The sequence below is a fragment of the Bacteriovorax sp. Seq25_V genome (genome assembly GCF_000447795.1).
Lineage (GTDB): Bacteria > Bdellovibrionota > Bacteriovoracia > Bacteriovoracales > Bacteriovoracaceae > Halobacteriovorax_A.
This window is the reverse complement of the sequence record NZ_AUNI01000017.1, coordinates 16,402-34,691: the sequence shown is the minus strand read 5'-3', so window position 1 is coordinate 34,691 and position 18,290 is coordinate 16,402. Positions and strand designations below refer to the sequence as shown.

Sequence of the window (18,290 nt, the reverse complement as noted above, 5' to 3'; positions counted from 1 at the left end):
TATTTGTCATAATTAATTAAGTTTACTCCTTAAAAGTCCGATAATTATTGTCGGATAGGAGTATAACGAATGAAATATTTTAATATTTTTGTGCTATTTCTTTTAATGGCATCTTGTATTTCCCCAAAGCGAGATATTGCTTCGGAGGACGCAGCTTTAATTTATAAAGAGCATCAAGGTATCGTTCATTTTGAATCCTATGTATCAACACATGGTACTGAAGATTCACCAATTAGTCTTGAAAAAGAGATTGCGCAAATCAATACAAAGTATCAGGCGAGAGCATTTAATAGCAGTGAGACGAGAGCGATTGCTATTGAACTTATTGATACTGAGTTACCAGATGGAAAAGATTTTGCAATTGATGTAAATATTAAACCAAATGGAACACACTCCATCCTTGTCTACCGATCAAGTACTAAAAGTGCTCATAGTAGTTTTGCAAGTCAAGAGATCCTTAGTTTTCTAAATGCTATAAACGATCAAAAAATATATCCAACACCATATTCATTTTTTGAAACAATGTTTAATGCGAGAAATGGTCATCTTGAGTCACAAAGAGCTTTAATTAGACTTAGACAGATATCAATGAAGGGAAAAACTGAGTTTGTAGATCTTATTGAAAAACTTAATGATGACCTTGAAGCCATTGATGCAAAGATCGCTGCCAAGAGGAAAGAGATTAAGGCACAGGAAAAAGCTCGTAAGGATATTATGAGTAAACTTGATCGCGCTGCTGATGATGGTCAACTTCGTACACTGCTGCAAAAGAACGATCGTGCAGGAGTTGTTGATTTGTTACAAAAATATTTGCCCCGTGAGCAAATGACTCCAATGGAGCATATGTTTTGGGATCAAGTTTTAAATAAGATTAAAAATCCTGCGCCAATTAAAGATCGAGTTCTTGTCTACAGGGGAACTTATGGAGATAGACTTTATCCAGAAATCGTTAATGGTTCAGTGATGGAGTATGATCAGGCCGTAAAAGAAGGCCGTCTCGCGGCAATGTCTACGATTATCACTAGAAATCAAGGAACTTGGAATAGAAGATTACGTTCATTACAAACAATGTTTGATAAGAAAATCTCTCAAAATCCATTTAATGTAGAAAGTGAAATGAATGCAAGCTCTCGTTTAACAACAATGATGAAGCAGCACTCGATTGAGGCCCAAGGGAGTCCATTCCTTTCATTTACAACTGACTTTGCGACTGGATATCGATTCGGATTTAGTATCAGTGGTGATGCTGCAGATAAAGATGGCTCAAGAGCAATGGGAGCGTTTCTTATTGATCCAGAAATTTTACTATTTAACCAGATGACATCTTTCAAAGGAGAAATGGAGTATCTTCATTCTTTAATTTCTTTCCCTGAAGAAATGGTCGCTTTTTATGATGAGAGCATTAATGGCAGAGGCTCTTCTGATGCGGTAAATACTTATATACACGATACTTTTAAAAAGAAAATCATCGCAGAATATGGTGAGAATGAAGCTGAGGAAATTATTAAATCAATTACAGAACGTTCTGCAGAATTTAATAATTCAAGTAAAGCATATCTGGCCCCAAAAACAAAAACTATTGTAGAGACTAAGAAAGTAGAAAAGACGCCAGGGCTATTTAAAAAAATGTGGAATAAGATGACAGGAAATAATACGCCATCATATGACACCGTAAAGGTAACTAATACTGTTATCGATGAAATGCCTGAAATGAATAACTGTTTATATATTATTAAATCATTTTTTTAATTTATTGGAATGAAGACTATGTTTAGAAAAATTAATGCCTTTATTTTTGCCCTTATTCTGACTTCATGTTCGATGTTCAGTGGACCAGCTAATTATGGTTACCTGACTACGATGGAAAGTCGTGCAGAAAGATTTCCAGCGAGTAGCGAGAGTCTTGATCGTCTTGAAGTCTTACTTGCTATTGATAAGCTGGATTATTATATCGGTGAGTATATTAATGGGTTTGGAAAGAATATTGATGAATCATCTCTTTCGGCTTTAAAACAGTCTAAGATTGATTATCTAATTGAAAAATTTTCTTCTGATTCGAGAATTTTTGATGCAAAAAATTATGATGGAATAGTTTATGAAATCATCGAAGACAAATTAGGTGCTAAACCTTCTCTCGCTAAGAGCAAGTATGTCTGGGGATATAATTTCTTTAAGAATAAATTAAATGAAGGGTTTACTCTCTTAGATACAAAATTAAAGACTGAGGATAAATCAGCATTAACAACAAAGGCTCCAACGACTGAAGAGGTTATAGCAGATATTAATTTCAAGCCAGATGATCTAACACTAGACTCAGGGCTTTATATTTCCAATAGAACCACGAGAGCTGTGTTTTGGGAAGCAACAGAAAGTGGACGTGGAATTGATTTTCACCTTGAGAATTCGAGGGAATTTTTAAAGAACTTGTCTGAAAATGGTGCTTCGGTAGTTAAAGAGGTTCGTCCATTTGCGAACAACTATAACAAAATTTACATCGTTCAATATCCAGGTGAAGATACATATCGTTATGCGATTACAAGTATTGGTGGAAAAGATAGACTAAATCACTTGCTGCTTCAGTTCGGGCTCTCAAAGCTTGAAGATGGTAACTTAAAAAATAAAGTAAGAATTTATGGAGATGTTGATAAATCTCATAAAATGATGGAAGACGAGCTTTCTGGAATTATGAAACATCTTCCAAAGGCCAATCGAGTAATTATCGGTCAAAAAGGTGCAATTGAGAGAACTGTTGATATTCTTTGGAAAGTAAGAGCTCTTAAGAATTTGTACGATAGCGATCCTGATGCAGTGTTAAGCCAGATCGTTGAAAAAGATAGAGATGCTTTTGTAAAATTTTTAAAGTCTGGAAACTATGAGGACTTTGATATTTTTAAAAATAAAAAACAAATTGAAGTAGCCTTCGAAAAAGTAAAGGCGAAAGCTGAGAAATCAGGATTTATACCTCCAAGTTTTAAAAAGTATGACTATGATAATTTTGTTATTAGCATGTCAGATATCGCGTTCCAAAACAAAGAAGGCGAAAATATTGTATGGCGAGTTGTTGCTAATAGTTGGGGAGATGAGATCGCTCCACTTGCACGCGCTCTAAAAAACACTGGGCACAAAGATATTACATATATTGGAACTGCTGGAGCATTTCCTGAGAAAGGGTATAAAGTTGGGGATCTTGTAATACCAACTCATGCTCGTATTGGTGATACAAACAAGAAGCTTAATGGAGATGTCCTTCAAGTTGATGGAGCAAAAATTGGTGGTGTTGTTGATCACGTTTTCTCTCCATTTCAAGAAACGGAAGAATGGCTTCAAAAGTCGAAGCAAGTTTCGGATTTTGTTGAAGTTGAAACAAGCCACTTAAGAGAGATTTTAAACTCTAGTGATGATCACATGAGAGCATACCTTCTCATCTCTGATGTACTAAAAAGTGAAGGTGAAACTCTAGCGAGTGCAACAAGTGCAAAAAGAAGAAATGCCTTAAACAAACTTCTTATCTCTTTATTTGATAGAGATAATATTGGAATTCCTAAAACAGCAGATCTACCACAATCAAGTGCATCTAAGCTAAGAGATCTCATTGATGCTGCTTTAGCAGGGAAGGGTAATACTTTTAAGTACTATGTTTTCTCTGCTTTAAAAGATTCAAATGTGAGTACCGCAGAAGAAGTAGTACAGTTTGCTGAATCTGTTGATAGCTTCTCAGATCACTATTTTACGAAAAGACTTGCATTGGCGAGTGAAGTTTCTAGTTATGTAGGAAGAAAACTTCAAGAAACCGGTGTGACACCAAAAATTTCAATTAGCAAAGATTTTGTTCAAGGAAAGTGGAACCCTAAAGGTGATATTCTTGCTATCAATTTTCATGCAGCTTCTGATCAGGTTTTAGAGGAATACAAGAAAGCTATGGAGGAGCTTGCTGGGGCAGTCTCGGATGTAGATAAATTCACTACTGTTAATCTGGTTCGTGGTCCTCCGGAGAGTGATGTTGTTACTGTTCCAAAATTTCTAGTTGAAGATAGCGACTATCTTGTTGATGTCTATTCTCAGGCAGCATTTAGAAGTGCAGGGCTTGACGCTCAAGTTACTTATAACGGAAATCTAAAATATAATTTTCTACCAACGACGACATCATCAGATGTCTGTGATGGGCAGAATTTCTGTCATCTGGCCTTTTTCTCTCCAGATGGAACAACTAAGAATTTATTAGATGAGGTCAATACAGTTGCAAAACTGAAGTCAATGACTGGGGTTGATGCAATCCAAGCTTTTGAAACAACAGTTACAAATCTAAATGGAAGATTAACTGCGAAGGGAACACAGGAAGATTTTTTGGCGCAAATTCAAGTTTCAAAAAATGCAAGTTTTACTGATGGCAAACTGGCTGAGATTGTTCCGAAATTTGATAATCAAAAAGGTCTTATTATTGAAGTAAACTTCAGTGCTGAAGGGTGGAAAAATCCTCTAGTTATTCTTGAAGAGATGACACATTTAAAACAAATTGTTGAATCTAGCGGCTTTTATAAACATCCAATATTCTGGGCCGAGGTTGCTCTTAATGCTGAGTATGGATCTAAGCGAAGTAAGCTTATGAATGCAAGGGCAGAAGTGGATGCAATGGATGCACTTCAAAATTATTTTAATTCACAAAATGTTCAAGATCCAAAAATTACAGAATATATAGCGGCAAGAAAGGCACATGCTGCAAAAATCTCTCTGGCAGTAAGTAAGGAAGAAAAAGCCGAGAGAAAAACTCGTAAAGGAATTGCTGCGAGATGGAAAACTCTTCATACGAAACTCGAAGCAGAGGACTTAAAGTTAGATGACTATATTGCTTCAAATAATAGAAAGAAAGTTGTTGAACTTGTCGAAGCCTATATGCCGTGGGAAGAGATGGAGCCAACTGAAATTGCTGCATGGACAAGATGGCTTGATGCTATCGAAAAGCCGGCTACAAATGAAGCTGATTATATGATGACATTTAGAGGTGTTGCTGACGACCTTGTTCGTGAAACTGATAATGGCGGTTATTTTTTAATGTCAAAGCTGCTAACAAAAAATCAGGGAAGCTATACAAGAAGACTTCGTTCCCTTAAAACTTTCTTTGGCAAGAAACTATCTAAGAAGGCTCAGAACGAAATGCCAATTGACTTTCAGTCTCTTGCAGCGATCTTCAAAGGCCATAGCCATGAGCCAGTAGGATCTCCATTCTTATCAACTTCGGTTATGAGTGTTGCTCAAAGTTTTGCGGGACATCCTCCAAGAATAGCTGCGATGAAAATTGATAAGAGAAGAAACCTTTTAAATCTAGTTTCCGGTTATCACGAAGTTGAAGAAATGGTTCCTTTAATCGTATTTCCTGACGAGATCATTCACTTAGAAAGTACTAGTGACTTTGCTTCATTTAAAACAACAGTGGAAGGAAAGATTGGTCGATCACTTTCTCCATCTGAGCTACAAAAGAATCAACAAGCAAACTTGAAGCTTGAAGCAACTAAAGAGTGGTGGAATATGATTAATCCGGAAGGTATCACTTCAGTTAATGCGACTAAAACGTGCAAAGATGTAATTAAAATGTTTATGGGCATATAAAATGCATTTTCCCTTTCTATTAAAATTAGATACAATTAATAGAAGGGGAATTTATGAATTTATCAAACTACCTAGATTTTAAAAATCTACAAAATAAATCATTTAAAAAAATATTTTTCTATAGAATATGTGGTACAGGTATGGGGGCAGCAGCTTGTCTTCTAAAAGAAGCTGGTTTTGATGTTTCCGGTGCTGATAGTATGTTCTACCCTCCAATGAGTACCTACCTAGAAACCTCAGGTATTAAAATTTCTACCATTGATAAACTTGATTTCAAAACACTTAAAAGTGAATATGATCTCATCGTTGTTGGAAATGTAGTCGCTGGAAGTAGCCAAGAGGCGAGAGAGATTGAAGAGTGCGGAGTACCATTTACATCTTTTCCTACCGCAATCGGTGCTCTCGTTTTAAATAAGAAAACTGTAATTGGTCTATCTGGTACCCATGGAAAAACAACAACGACTTATCTTGGGGCTCAGGTTTTTGAAAAATTAGGTGAGGACTGTGGTTATCTTATTGGTGGAGTGATGAATGGAAGACCTCCCTCTCGCCTCGGTAAAAGTCCTCTGTTTTTTATCGAATCTGATGAATATGATAGCGCTTACTTTGAGAAGTTTTCTAAATTTCAGTCATATTGTGTAAATCACTTTGTCATCACATCTTTAGAATTTGATCATGCAGATATCTTTTCTTCGATTGAAGATATAAAAAATGAGTTTAGAAAAGTAATTCCCACGACAAGCTCGGTGGTCGGATGTAGCGACTGGCCAGAAATTATTTCCCTTCGAGACCAGTTCAAGGAACATCAGTGGCAGGATTACGGAAAGAATAATATTCATATTATCGAAAGATCTGAATTTGGAACTAAATTTAAAATAGAAGATGAGACTTATAAGACTAACCTGGTTGGTGATCATAATATATATAATCTAAGTTCGATTATTCTCATTGCAAAAGAGCTTGGTTACACGAAAGAAAAGATCGATTTGGCCATCACAGAGCTTCTTCTTGTGAAAAGAAGACAAGAGGAAAGAGGAAATTACAGGGGAGCAATTGTTATTGATGATTTCGCTCACCATCCGACTGCTGTTAGAGAAACTTTAAAAGCAGTAATGACAAAGTATCCTAAGAAAAAAATTAATGCATTTCTCGAACCAGGGTCTGCGACTGCACGTAGTGATATTTTTCAAGCAGAGTTCCTTGATGCATTAAAAGATGCATCGGCGGTAACGATAATAAAACCCCAAAGGCCAACGACAGCAAAGGGGCGAGGGGATCTTGATGTGACGTTAATAGCCACAAAACTCAATGAGATTGGTATTGATGCTAGTTGCGTTGTAACACTTGAACAACTCCAGGAGAGAATTGATAATTTATCATCGGAAGAAAATGTTCATCTGATTATGAGTAATAGTTCAACACTTGGCCTGTGGAGCAGTGATTTTGTTAAAAATATTAATTAGCTCTCTGTTTATAAATAGTTTTGTTTATGCTGACGTTCTTGAAAAAATAACGGATCGAAACGCAATTAACAAGTATATGCGAATGCATAAGCAATCGTTTAAAAAACTTTGTTCAGGTGGGACAGATAAGCATGCCGAAGAGCTTTATAAAAGTTTTCTTGGAGATGGAATATACATTCCTTTTTTAAAAGATGGAAACTTAGATTCAGAAACAATCTCAGATCATCTTCCAATGCTCCAAAAACGACTCACTTGGCTCAAAGGGGTTGAGGAGAAGTTAAAAAATGAAAAATCACTTAGAACATATTTAATATCTTTGAAGGTTTTGCAAAAAGACCTAGATAAACTTCGAAGTGTTTATCACCGCTATTATCTTGAAAACTCTTTCGATAAGAAAAAGAATCTCGTTAAGGAAGCAAAGTCTCATACACATGAATTCATAGAAAAACTGCAGAAGTTTATCGTTAGTATGTACTATCTTCAGTCCTTTGAGTTTCCTGTTGATCATTTTTATCTTCGTGCCGAATATGATAAGTACAAGTCTAGTGATACTGAAGAAGGAAAAAGAAAGGCCAATAGAGCTTACTTTTTAAGAAAAATTGTAGAGGAAGGTGCAGTTAATAGAGACAAAGGAAGATCTGATCTTACTCTAAGGGCATTAATTGATTCGATCTATATGAGAATTGATTCTTATTCTGATTCCTTTCTTGATAATAACCTTGCGTATGATATTGAATCACTCTTTGATACTCTCGATGGGGTTTTGAGGGGTGGTAAACGAGAAATTTTATCGCGTATTTCAAACTGGGTTGCTAAGACAGATAAAGACGTCACTTACTACTCTAATCTTCTTGTCCAGCAGAAGAATAAGAAGGATTTCTTTAAGAAAATGTTCAATGATAAGAATAAAGCAAGGTATGCACTCTCTGACTATATTTATGAGAAAGAGGCAGAGGTTTATAAGTTTTGGAGTGAAAAGGATTTACTTTATCGACAGCTCTTTGCTCTTGAAACAATTCTATTTCATGAGGTTGGTAGACTTGATGATGATGCAGGGACAGAGAGGAGTGATGTTTTAAAAGTTGTAATGAATCGCTTAGCAATTAATGAATACAATAAAATAGATGCCTCAGAGCCTCTTCATTCCAAACTTCAAAAGTTGAATATTAAAAATATTGATAAATATACATGGTTAAATGTATTGTTTAAGCAGGGCGAATTCTCGTTCACATATTTTTTTATTCCAGCTAGTCGCGGAATTTTCTGTGCGGACCAAAGTAAAACAGCTAGTCGTTTGAGAAGAAAAAATCTTTCACTTGCTCTTAATCTTTTAAGAAGTCCAGATCCTGGATTTCTTGCAACAAGATATTTTTCTCGTGCTTCCATGTTGGGACGAATTGATATGGCCCAAGTTTGGGATGACTACACTCCAATTGAAGAGAGACCAGGTCCACGTATTTCTGGTGATAAAAAACTTCAGCTTCACTATAAAAATTCAAACTACACATACCTTTACAACTTCACTTCAGCCGGTACTCAATATGAAGTTCTTCGTATGAAAGGCACTGAATTTGTATATTCTCCTAAATCAAAAAAGTTTTATCGTTATAGAAACCCACATCATTTCAAATATTTTATCAAAAATAAGGCATATTAAGCCCTATTACCATTCCCAACTATTGTTAAGTCATGAGCAAAAGTGTATAGTCTCTAAATTGAATTAGAGTATAATTTATTTATTTTTTTAGTTGGAGCTGTGAAATGTTAAAAGACTACGTATTTACTTCTGAATCAGTAACAGAAGGTCACCCAGATAAAATGGCAGATCAAATCAGTGATGCAGTGCTTGATGCAATGCTTGCTCAAGATCCAAAGTCACGTGTTGCATGTGAGACGATGATCACAACTGGTCTTGTTGTTCTTGCTGGTGAAATCACTTCAAAAGCTAATATTGATTTTCAAGAAGTAGTTAGAAATAAAATTAGAGAAATCGGATATGACCACTCTGCGAAAGGTTTTGACGCAAATACTTGTGGTGTTATGGTTGCACTTGATAAGCAATCTCCTGACATCGCTCAAGGTGTTAACGAAGGTGAAGGAACTTTCACTGAAATGGGTGCTGGTGACCAAGGTTTAATGTTCGGTTATGCGATCAATGAATCAGAAAGCTTCATGCCACTTACAATCGACCTTTCTCACAAACTTGCTTACAGACTATCTGAAGTTAGAAAAACTGGGATTCTTCCAGATCTAAGAGCTGATGGTAAAACACAAGTTTCTGCACAATATGTTGATGGGAAAATCTCTAGAATTGATACAGTAGTTCTTTCTACTCAACACTCTGAAGATATGACTCTTAAGCAAATTCAAGAATCAATTAGGGAAGAAGTTATCAATAAAGTAATCCCAGCTGATCTTGTGGATAACAATACAAAATACTTCATCAACCCAACTGGAAAATTCGTAATCGGTGGACCAATGGGAGACTGTGGTTTAACTGGTAGAAAAATTATTGTTGATACTTATGGTGGGCATGGAGCTCACGGTGGTGGTGCTTTCTCTGGAAAAGATCCATCTAAAGTAGATCGTTCAGCTGCTTATGCTGCTAGACAAATTGCAAAACACATCGTTGCCGCAGGTTTAGCTGATAGAGCTCTAGTACAAGTTGCATATGCAATTGGTGTTGCTGAGCCAATGTCACTTCTTGTTGAAACATTTGGAACAGAAAAAGTTGCTGTAGAAAAAATTCAAAATGCAGTTAAGGAACTTTTTGATATGAAGCCAAGATCAATCATCGAGAGACTTGACCTACTTAGACCAATCTATTCACCAACAGCTGCTTACGGGCACTTTGGTAGAGATCTTGCTGGTTACTTCCCATGGGAAGACTTAACAATGGTCAATCAATTAAAAGATCTTTGTAAGTAATAAATAAGGCCTCTTTCGGGGCCTTTTTTTTTTGTTGTTGTAAAATATGTTCCAAGTATAATAACGATATGATTGAATTTATAATTTTTGCTATTCGTTATATTCCTTTCTGGTGTGTGCCAGGAATTCTTATCTTTCTTCCTTTTGCATATATCTTTTGGTTAAAGGACGTGAAGTCACTTTTTTATCTCTTTGTTTGTTGTGCTGCGGTGTGTACTTTCTTCATTGTTTTCTGGGTCTGGGCAGGTGGTCCTGATCGAGCGACTGAGTTCTTCTTTAATGCAGTAAGAAGTTTTTAGAAAACTCAAAGCAATTTCAATGGATTAGACAGCGGAGGAAAACTTATCCCAGCGTTAGAAATTTGACACTGTATAGATAAGTTCGCTACGATTTCTTAGGAACAATTTTTGTTCTGCAACTGAAAAGAGATTTTACACATGAATGATTTAGATTTTCTTGGTGATGCATTTTCAGATTTTAAAGATTTTATCGAAGAAAAGCCGGTCTCAAATCAAGAGATCCCAATGATATACTTAGTAGAGGATGACAAGCTACTAAGCCAAAGTATTCTGATCTACCTTTCTAAAAAGTTAGGCCTAAAGGTTAAGTCTTTTGAAGGCCCTAATGATTTCTTGGCCCACCTTGCAGGTCTTGATGAAGTAGACCAGTTTTGCCTTTTAACAGATATAAGTTTTGAGAATTCTGGAACAGATGGATTATACCTCATCGATGTTTTAAGAGATAAAGGTTATAAGTTTGCAAGTATCGTGATGACAGGTTTCGCTTCCATTGAAACAGCTATTGCGGCAACTAAGAAGGGAGTATTTCACTATCTTACAAAACCTTTTGAATTAGAGATTCTTTCAAATTTAGTTGTTCGAGCAATGACTTCCAAACTTAATGTTGATAGTTCACTTTTTAATAATAAAGTTGAAGAAGCAAAAGAAACAACTGCAAAGAAAGTAAAATTAGTAGAGCCAACAGAAGACGATTTTTTCTGTGGAATGATTGGTCGCTCTAAGGCCATGAAGAAAATATTTGAACGTATCAAAAAAGTTGCGAATTCAAATTCTACGGTTCTAATTGGTGGACCATCTGGAACAGGGAAAGAACTTGTCGCCAAGGCGATTCATGAACTTTCTCCGCGTGCTAGTAAAAATGTGATTAATGTTAACTGTGGTGCTATTCCTTCAGAACTTCTCGAAAGTGAACTCTTTGGACACGAGAAGGGAGCCTTTACTGGTGCTATATCTACTCGAATGGGTCGTTTTGAAGTAGCCAGTGGTGGGACTATCTTCTTAGATGAAATTGGCGATATGCCGCTTCTTTTACAAGTAAAACTTTTAAGAGTTCTTCAAAATAGAGAAATTGAAAGAGTAGGGTCTACGAGTCCTATCCCTGTCGATGTGAGAATTGTAACAGCGACCCACCGTGATCTTGAAAAGTCTGTTACGGATGGTAATTTTAGAGAAGACTTGTATTACCGCCTTAACGTAATTCCTATTAAAATACCTGCACTTAAAGATAGAAAAGAAGATATTCCAATTCTTATCTCTTACTTCCTTTCAAGATTTGTAAGCGCTGATGGTAGAAATGCTATTAGCTTTGATGATGAGGTTCTTGAAGTTCTACTCGGCTACGACTGGCCAGGAAACGTTAGAGAGCTTGAAAACTTGATAGAAAGGCTTGTTATCTTAAGAGGTGGAAACACAATTAGAATTGAAGATCTTCCTCCAAAGATCATTGCACTTTCAAACCGTCGTGTGGTGAGTGAAGAAGATGTTTTCAGTCTTCCTGAAGAGGGGATAGATTTAAAGACTTTTCTAAATGAGGTTGAAGAATCATTGATTAAACAAGCACTAACAAAGACAAGTGGTAATAAGAATCAGGCTTCAAAACTCCTATCGATGAATAGAACGACACTTATTGAAAAAATGAAAAAGAGAAATATGCTCGAATTATAATTCGAGCATAATTCTGGCCACAGGAGTAATCCTTTCGTGAGAGAGGAGATCGATAATAATCTTCTTACCTTTCTTTCTGACATACCATTGCTCGATACCAATATCTCTCTCATGATGGTTTAAAATTTCTCCATCTTGATCATAAAAGAAAGAGTAAATAGGGCTCTTATCAGTTTCTATATTTCCATAATAAGAACTTAGAGGAAATGGATTAATCCCTAACAAAGAGTAAACACCTCTGAAAGAATCATTGGCCCAAGGTCGTGTATAACTTTTAAACTCTTCGCGATTTGCTTCAGCGTCCAGTTTTGATAGTGGTATATTTCCAATAACGAGGTTGTTTTTGTGATCTTCTGAAGAGAGTTCAATTGTTAAATAACTTTCGTTCTGAGAGAGTTTTGCTTTCTTGAATGACCATGCAGCAGAAAAGTCGAAGCTCATTCTCGATTTATCATCTTTAAGTAATTTTTGATCGTAAGATGAAAGTTCAAACTTTGAAGTATTATGTGACTTTCCTGAGTATAGACCATCAACTTCAAATTTACTCAGAGCGATCGGATATGCCGTTAATTCTTTGTAGTATCTGAATCTGTGAGGTATCCATTCACATGTTTTTTTCTCCCAGTATTCTTTACCAGGGGTTGTGATGTGATTTCTTGGGGGCCTGAAACCAAATGGTGGAGCTATTGTCGCTTCTTCCGCTGAGCAAGGAGTTCTCACATAAACAAGTGGTTCTCCTTCTCCTATGTAAGATGATTTCTTGCGAGTCTCTCCAAGATAATCTTGAAAATTAATTTCACCTTTTTCGTAAACTACATCAATATTTTTAGTTAAAGTATTTTTAGTTCCAATATCTTTAACAATGTCCTCTCTTTTACATGAGCCTTTCGCTTTATCAAAATTTCCGAGACGATACCACCGATAATCTTCTTCTTTGTATTTAGACCATAGTGAAACAACGTAGTCTTTAATACTAGCCGGGGAGACGATGTTATCGCCATGTCTTGATTGATAGAACTTTGTCGGGCGTACTTCTGTGGCAATTTGATCGAAGCCAAAGTTTGGAGAGAGTTCATCAATAATGTCAGCGATAATTTTTGAAGGTATCTGAAAATAACCTTTTATTAGGCCTGGCCACTCGTATTCGAAGTTTCCTGGACCTCGGCAATTGTTAGTTAGAATGAATTGTTCTAGAGGATATTTTTTGAGTGTCTGTAACTTTACTAAATCAGCCCAAGAATCAATGATTGCATCATTTTTTTGCTCGAAAACAAAAGCTTTTCGTTCATATTCATTGAGGTGCTTCATAACTTTTTCTGTGCAAGTACCAAAGTTTTCAAAGCCTTCTCTCCAGTATAGTTTCTTAAAGTCTATAGGACCAATTTCAATAAAGTGATCACTCGTCTTCTTTGGTTGGAAATAAAAGTAGAAGTCATTATTGATGCGATTAAGCGATACTTTTGAAATTAATTCGAGATCGACATATTTATTATATGAATAGGCTTTTCTGTTATTTGCTTCTTTGGTTTTGTCTAAATCTAGAGTAAAAAGACTTTTCCCTTTAATATGATTAGGATTAAGAAAGCGAGTAACTCCAGGAGTTTTATCTGAGGAAATTTTCATATCATGAATATATGAGAGAATAGTTTCTTTTTTATCTTGATTGATAGTTGAAAGGTTAACTTTTGTTGTTAATACAAGTGAATTAAAATCAACTTGAGTAAAAAGTGTCGTGATATCTTTGTTAGGAGTAAAGTTTTCATTTGAAATGAAGTGATCAAAATAAATTTGGGCAATAGATTGCTTAAGGGGATTTAGTGACTTAGGCCATTTATCAAAGTTAAAAGTAATATCACTTACATTTTTCTGATCTTCAATGAGCTTGATCTTAAGTTCTTTATCAACAGTGCAGACAACAGCATCATAAAGATAGGCACTTGCAATTGTCCTTGCAATGCGATTAATCATTCCAAAGTTATAATTATATTCAATATAATAAGGTCCCGTCTTAACAAAGTGTGCATTCTTTGGAAGACCAAGGGATTCGTAAATAGGAGTTGAGTCATCAAAGAAGAATACTTCTGAATTTGGAAGTGAAGGGGATTTTTCGGACTTAATTTTTGCGATTGGACTAACATCAAAATCAGAAGAATTTTTACTAATTGAAAAATTGACGAGAAAACTCAGATTAAGAGAAGTCTCTCGCTGGATCTTTTTGGAAAGAGCGAGGAGATTGATCATAATTTTTTCATTCCCATTAGAAATAGTCCACTTCGATTGGGCGAGCTTATTGAAAACTCTCGGAGTATCACTTCGAGAAATAGAAAACTCTTTAAATTGTCTTGGGGCAGATAAGTAAACGTATTGCTTTGATGCCACATTGGCAAAATCACCGTTTAATTGTCGGGTATTCTCACAAACAAAAGATTGTGGAGCAGCTATAGCTGTAGAAATGCTCAATGTATAAATGCTTGAAATTACTATAGCTTTTAGAAAGGTGGCAAATTTTGTTTTCATTACATTGACGCCTTTTTCCTATAAAATAAAAGTATTATTTATTGATTTTATAGGAATCTTAATAGTTTTTTGGGATTTAATTAACTATCGGTTTTCGTTAGTAATATATTAGAAAGTATAAAATAATTTAGTTGGATTAGGTGGAATTATGAACAAAATCAAATTTTTATTAATCGTGGCATTTCTTTTCCAAGCAATGGCCGTAACTGTTGATTCAGGACTTACAGATGAACAGGTAAAGTCTTTTTTCAATAAATTTAGCGAGGCTCAGAAAAATGAAATCTTAGAAGATTGTAAAAAAGAGCTAGGCCCTGCTGCTGCTAATAAAACAGGGGATGCTCTCGTTGATTTATGTATTGAGAAGGCACGATCAAATATCGATCCACTAGATAACTATATTGATCCAGACACTCTTATTGATTATGGAAAAGAATTTGATAATTTTAGCGAAGGAAAGAAAAAGCATGTTTTAAATCGTTGTACAATGTTTGTTATCCAAAATGAGATGGGACAATCAGGTGAGCGAGGAATGTCGAACGCTGAAATTGAAACATATGAGAGAAGAGTTCTTGAGAGATGTGAAGCGATTTTAAATAAACATGTTTATGGTAAAAATTGTACTGCTGATAATATTGAAGAGTGTGAAAAAAATAAGACTCTAGATGGAAAGCTTTATGAAATAGATCGTACTAAAGGTGATTTACTTACATTCACACTTGATCAGTGTGTTTCGAGAATGCAAGTAACAAAGGCACATTGTGAAGCAGCTGGAGGCCTTCTTGGTGGTTCATGCCAGTTAGATTTTAGAAGACAGTGTTATGATTTCATCACTAAAGAGTCTGATTACTTTGAGGATCCAAATCGCGAGCTTTATACTTGTGCAGATTTCGAAGATCAAACAAAGACAATTGCCTTAGAGTGTAGATCATATTGTTATCAGAAAAAAATCTGTGAAATTACAGATGAAAACTTCATTAATCGAGTTATTGGAAATGTTTATCTACGTAAGAAAAAAGGTCAGTCTTCGTGTGTGAAGGATAAGAGTTTTGGTTCTGCTGGTGATAATAAAATTTGGGTACACCAGTCATGTCATGGTGAATTTGGTATTCAGTACAAAGATCCAAGTTGTGGATATCGTCCAACATGTGATGTAACTCCATTTGAAGATGAGAGTATTCCTGTTTCTGGTGTTGAAGACACATTTCTAACTTGTGATGGGAATGGTTCACCAAATCCAAATGATGTTGATCCAACTCAAAATACCGAGTCAACGGGTACCGTTTGGTGTAAAGCTCATCTTTATAAGAAGGATAAAAATGGAAAGCTTACAGATGAAATTGATGAGAGCCGTGAAATTTCGAGAATTTATAATATTGAACTTCTTGAAAAGCTAGGACCGAACCGCTGTAATCCTGGAGGGAATGGATCTCCGATTGATTATCTTTCAAAAGACAAAGGAAGCTTTGATGGGGGCTGGGGTGTAGAAGTGATTAACTACTGCCATGCTCGTTTCAAACTGAAAGTAGCCTGGAAGCAGAAAATGTGTACGATGGCAGGAGAGAAATCAGAGCAGGGGAATACATGTTGTAATGGTCTAATTCATGATCCAGACACAAAAATTTGTAATGTACCAGAATACATTGCTCCAGCGTTACCTGAGACAGAGAAGATTCCAGAGATTATTACAGATGAAAATGATGGACGTCGTTGTAGTCAGCAGTTAGATGAAGGAATTGTTTCATACGCGGATTCTGTCTTTAAAGAGCTTGCCGTATACGAAAATATGTTCACTATTCTTGATGGTCAAGCTGATCCAATTAAGCAAATTTCTCTTGAAAATAGAGAGGCCAATGAAAATATTCCACAAAATAGAAAATTGAATAATGAAGCAATTAAAATCATTCATGATTCTGCAGTTAGTTTTAGAACTGAGTATGCAAAAATTAAAATTGATCATGAAAAAATAACGAAGAAAATTGTTTGCGATTTAAATGAGTTTCTTCTTATCAAATCTATTGATTTAGGAGTTACACGAGTTAAAGAACTTGATATTGATGGTGACCAGTGTCCAGAAGTGAAAGTGAAAGTTGATGAAACTTATGCTTACTTTAAAAAAGTTGAGGAAGGAAGTACTGATGCTGTTAAGCCGAACTTAGCTGAAGATAACCTTCTGAAAGACGTTCCAGATATACAGGAAGGTTCACAAGTTGCTCAAGAATTTATGATTGATGCAAATATTGCATATGTTAAAGCAATTCTTGGAGCTTTTGATATCTATGTAACGGAACTTGAGAGAGCTTCTCTAACAGGGCAAAACTTAGTTTGGTACTGTGCTCATAAGGAGAACTGTTCAGAGTTTAATTGGTTAATTAAACACAAACAAGCTGACTCATTTAATACAAGAGAAATTGCAAATAGATTGAAGTATAGAGTTATTACAGACTTCTTACACAATCCAATTTATCCAACACAGTTAATTTCTTCAAGAGCAAGAATTTTACCAGAGCTTGAACCTGGATTTAAGAAGTATTTATACTCAAATAAAGAGTTTCTTAAAACAGAGAGTGAAATTGCAGAATTAAAAGAATATGCTCCAGTAATTGATTATTTAAAAGGTGAAGTCACAGAGGTACAGCAACCGGAATGGTATAAGAATATCTTCCATTTATATGGACAAGAGTTTCCTTTAAGGGAAAATAGTACACTTGCAAAGAATGAGTTCTTTAGCGAATTCTCAAGCTCAATGCAATCGGGTACTACTTTTAAAAGAGGAGAAATAAAAGACAATAAAAGTGAGGTAATACCTTATATCTGTGATAAGCAATCTATTACAAATTATCAAGTAAGAGTTCCACTAGGGAAAGCTCTTATACCTATGAGAATGGTACAAATTACAGAATTTCTACATAAGTTTATTGAGGCACAAGGGAAAATATTCTTAGCACAAAGAACATGTACTGCAGGCTATGAGCGTTCTGATGTTACAGTGACGCCAAATACTCAATCAGGGCAAACTGCATCAAATATGGCGTCAGAAGGGAATGTTACTCAAGGTTCTAATTCAACAAAGAACTTAGCCTCTGCGATCACTTCTTTAGGAGGAATTGGTCAAAGTAAAATGTTTGGAACAGGTAACCTTATTGCTTCAAATATTCTTTCTATGTATGGTGTCTCTAAAAAACCAAAACTCAATTCAGCGGCGACATCTAATCTTGATAAGACTGTTTTTGACTCTCAAGCGCAGTTTGCATTAGATAGAAATGCTAGAAAGATAAAGACTGACAAACTTGTTGATAACAGCAAGAAGAAGAGAAAAGATAAATTAATTGGTAATTACGTTGATTCTCTTGATAAAACATACGGGAAGTCATTCGATAAGGGTAACTCTAAAAACTTTTTCTCTAAATTAAGTGACAGTTTCCTTCGTCTTGGATCTAGTGCTTTAGGTAATTCTAAGAAAGGTTCTGGTGGTTCTAAGGCCAATATGGGTGGTTCATCTGATGCTCTAGATTTAGGTGGAAATGGAACAAACCAAGCAATTAGTGGAGGGGCTGGACTTCGTAATCAAACTTTAGGCCGTGGAGGTGGATCAGGTTCTGGATCTGGAAGTTATGGTTCTGGATATGGTGGTACTGGAAGTGGAGTAGCAACAAATCAAGTAACAGGATTAACTCGAGGAGAGACACAGCGAGTTCTTGATGGCTTAAAACGTGAAGATCTTGATGTTGAAGAGGGAGATACTCTATTTGATATTATCTCTAAACGATATAAACAGACTGCTTATCCGAAATTCTTAAAAACTGAATAAAAAGAA

Annotated in this window: 9 protein-coding genes; 8 read left to right on the top strand and 1 reads right to left on the bottom strand. The window is 35.6% G+C overall.

Going from position 1 to position 18,290, the window contains the following annotated elements; all coding sequences use genetic code 11:
• Window positions 1-69 precede the first annotated feature (69 nt).
• From M900_RS10645 to M900_RS10615, 7 genes are all read left to right on the top strand, one after another.
• Window positions 70-1,749, top strand: coding sequence for a hypothetical protein (locus M900_RS10645; protein WP_021274939.1), 1,680 nt, complete (start codon window positions 70-72; stop codon window positions 1,747-1,749).
• An 18-nt stretch (window positions 1,750-1,767) separates the two neighbouring features.
• Entirely contained in the window at window positions 1,768-5,604 is a 3,837-nt protein-coding gene (locus M900_RS10640) for a hypothetical protein (RefSeq protein WP_021274870.1), read from the top strand.
• A gap of 53 nt (window positions 5,605-5,657) precedes the next feature.
• Entirely contained in the window at window positions 5,658-7,067 is a 1,410-nt protein-coding gene (locus tag M900_RS10635; protein WP_021274964.1) for a Mur ligase family protein, read from the top strand.
• On the top strand, window positions 7,048-8,724 hold the full coding sequence (locus M900_RS10630) for a hypothetical protein (protein WP_034732427.1): 1,677 nt from the start codon (window positions 7,048-7,050) through the stop codon (window positions 8,722-8,724). The genes M900_RS10635 and M900_RS10630 overlap by 20 nt, the downstream gene beginning before the upstream one ends.
• A 104-nt stretch (window positions 8,725-8,828) precedes the next feature.
• Window positions 8,829-9,995 carry a methionine adenosyltransferase gene (gene metK, locus M900_RS10625; protein ID WP_021274893.1) on the top strand — a complete coding sequence of 389 codons (1,167 nt, stop codon included), beginning with the start codon at window positions 8,829-8,831 and terminating at the stop codon, window positions 9,993-9,995.
• A gap of 68 nt (window positions 9,996-10,063) precedes the next feature.
• Entirely contained in the window at window positions 10,064-10,294 is a 231-nt protein-coding gene (locus M900_RS10620; RefSeq protein ID WP_021274949.1) for a hypothetical protein, read from the top strand.
• A gap of 138 nt (window positions 10,295-10,432) precedes the next feature.
• Window positions 10,433-11,959: a sigma-54 dependent transcriptional regulator gene (locus tag M900_RS10615; protein WP_021275000.1), complete on the top strand. Its 1,527-nt coding sequence runs from the start codon at window positions 10,433-10,435 to the stop codon at window positions 11,957-11,959.
• Here the strand turns inward: M900_RS10615 and M900_RS10610 are convergent.
• Complete coding sequence (locus M900_RS10610) at window positions 11,954-14,476, bottom strand: hypothetical protein (RefSeq protein WP_034732425.1); 2,523 nt, start codon at window positions 14,474-14,476, stop codon at window positions 11,954-11,956. The two genes, M900_RS10615 and M900_RS10610, sit on opposite strands and share 6 nt — an antisense overlap.
• Window positions 14,477-14,624: 148 nt before the next feature.
• Between M900_RS10610 and M900_RS10605 the strand changes: the two genes are divergently transcribed.
• On the top strand, window positions 14,625-18,284 hold the full coding sequence (locus M900_RS10605; protein WP_021274877.1) for a hypothetical protein: 3,660 nt from the start codon (window positions 14,625-14,627) through the stop codon (window positions 18,282-18,284).
• Window positions 18,285-18,290: the final 6 nt, after the last annotated feature.

Excerpts from the sequence above, each read along its gene's own strand:
- M900_RS10645 (WP_021274939.1), top strand. The coding sequence starts at position 70 with ATGAAATATTTTAATATTTTTGTGCTATTTCTTTTAATGGCATCTTGT.
- M900_RS10640 (WP_021274870.1), top strand. The coding sequence starts at position 1,768 with ATGTTTAGAAAAATTAATGCCTTTATTTTTGCCCTTATTCTGACTTCA.
- M900_RS10635 (WP_021274964.1), top strand. The coding sequence starts at position 5,658 with ATGAATTTATCAAACTACCTAGATTTTAAAAATCTACAAAATAAATCA.
- metK (WP_021274893.1), top strand. The coding sequence starts at position 8,829 with ATGTTAAAAGACTACGTATTTACTTCTGAATCAGTAACAGAAGGTCAC.
- M900_RS10620 (WP_021274949.1), top strand. The coding sequence starts at position 10,064 with ATGATTGAATTTATAATTTTTGCTATTCGTTATATTCCTTTCTGGTGT.
- M900_RS10615 (WP_021275000.1), top strand. The coding sequence starts at position 10,433 with ATGAATGATTTAGATTTTCTTGGTGATGCATTTTCAGATTTTAAAGAT.
- M900_RS10610 (WP_034732425.1), bottom strand. The coding sequence starts at position 14,476 with ATGAAAACAAAATTTGCCACCTTTCTAAAAGCTATAGTAATTTCAAGC.
- M900_RS10605 (WP_021274877.1), top strand. The coding sequence starts at position 14,625 with ATGAACAAAATCAAATTTTTATTAATCGTGGCATTTCTTTTCCAAGCA.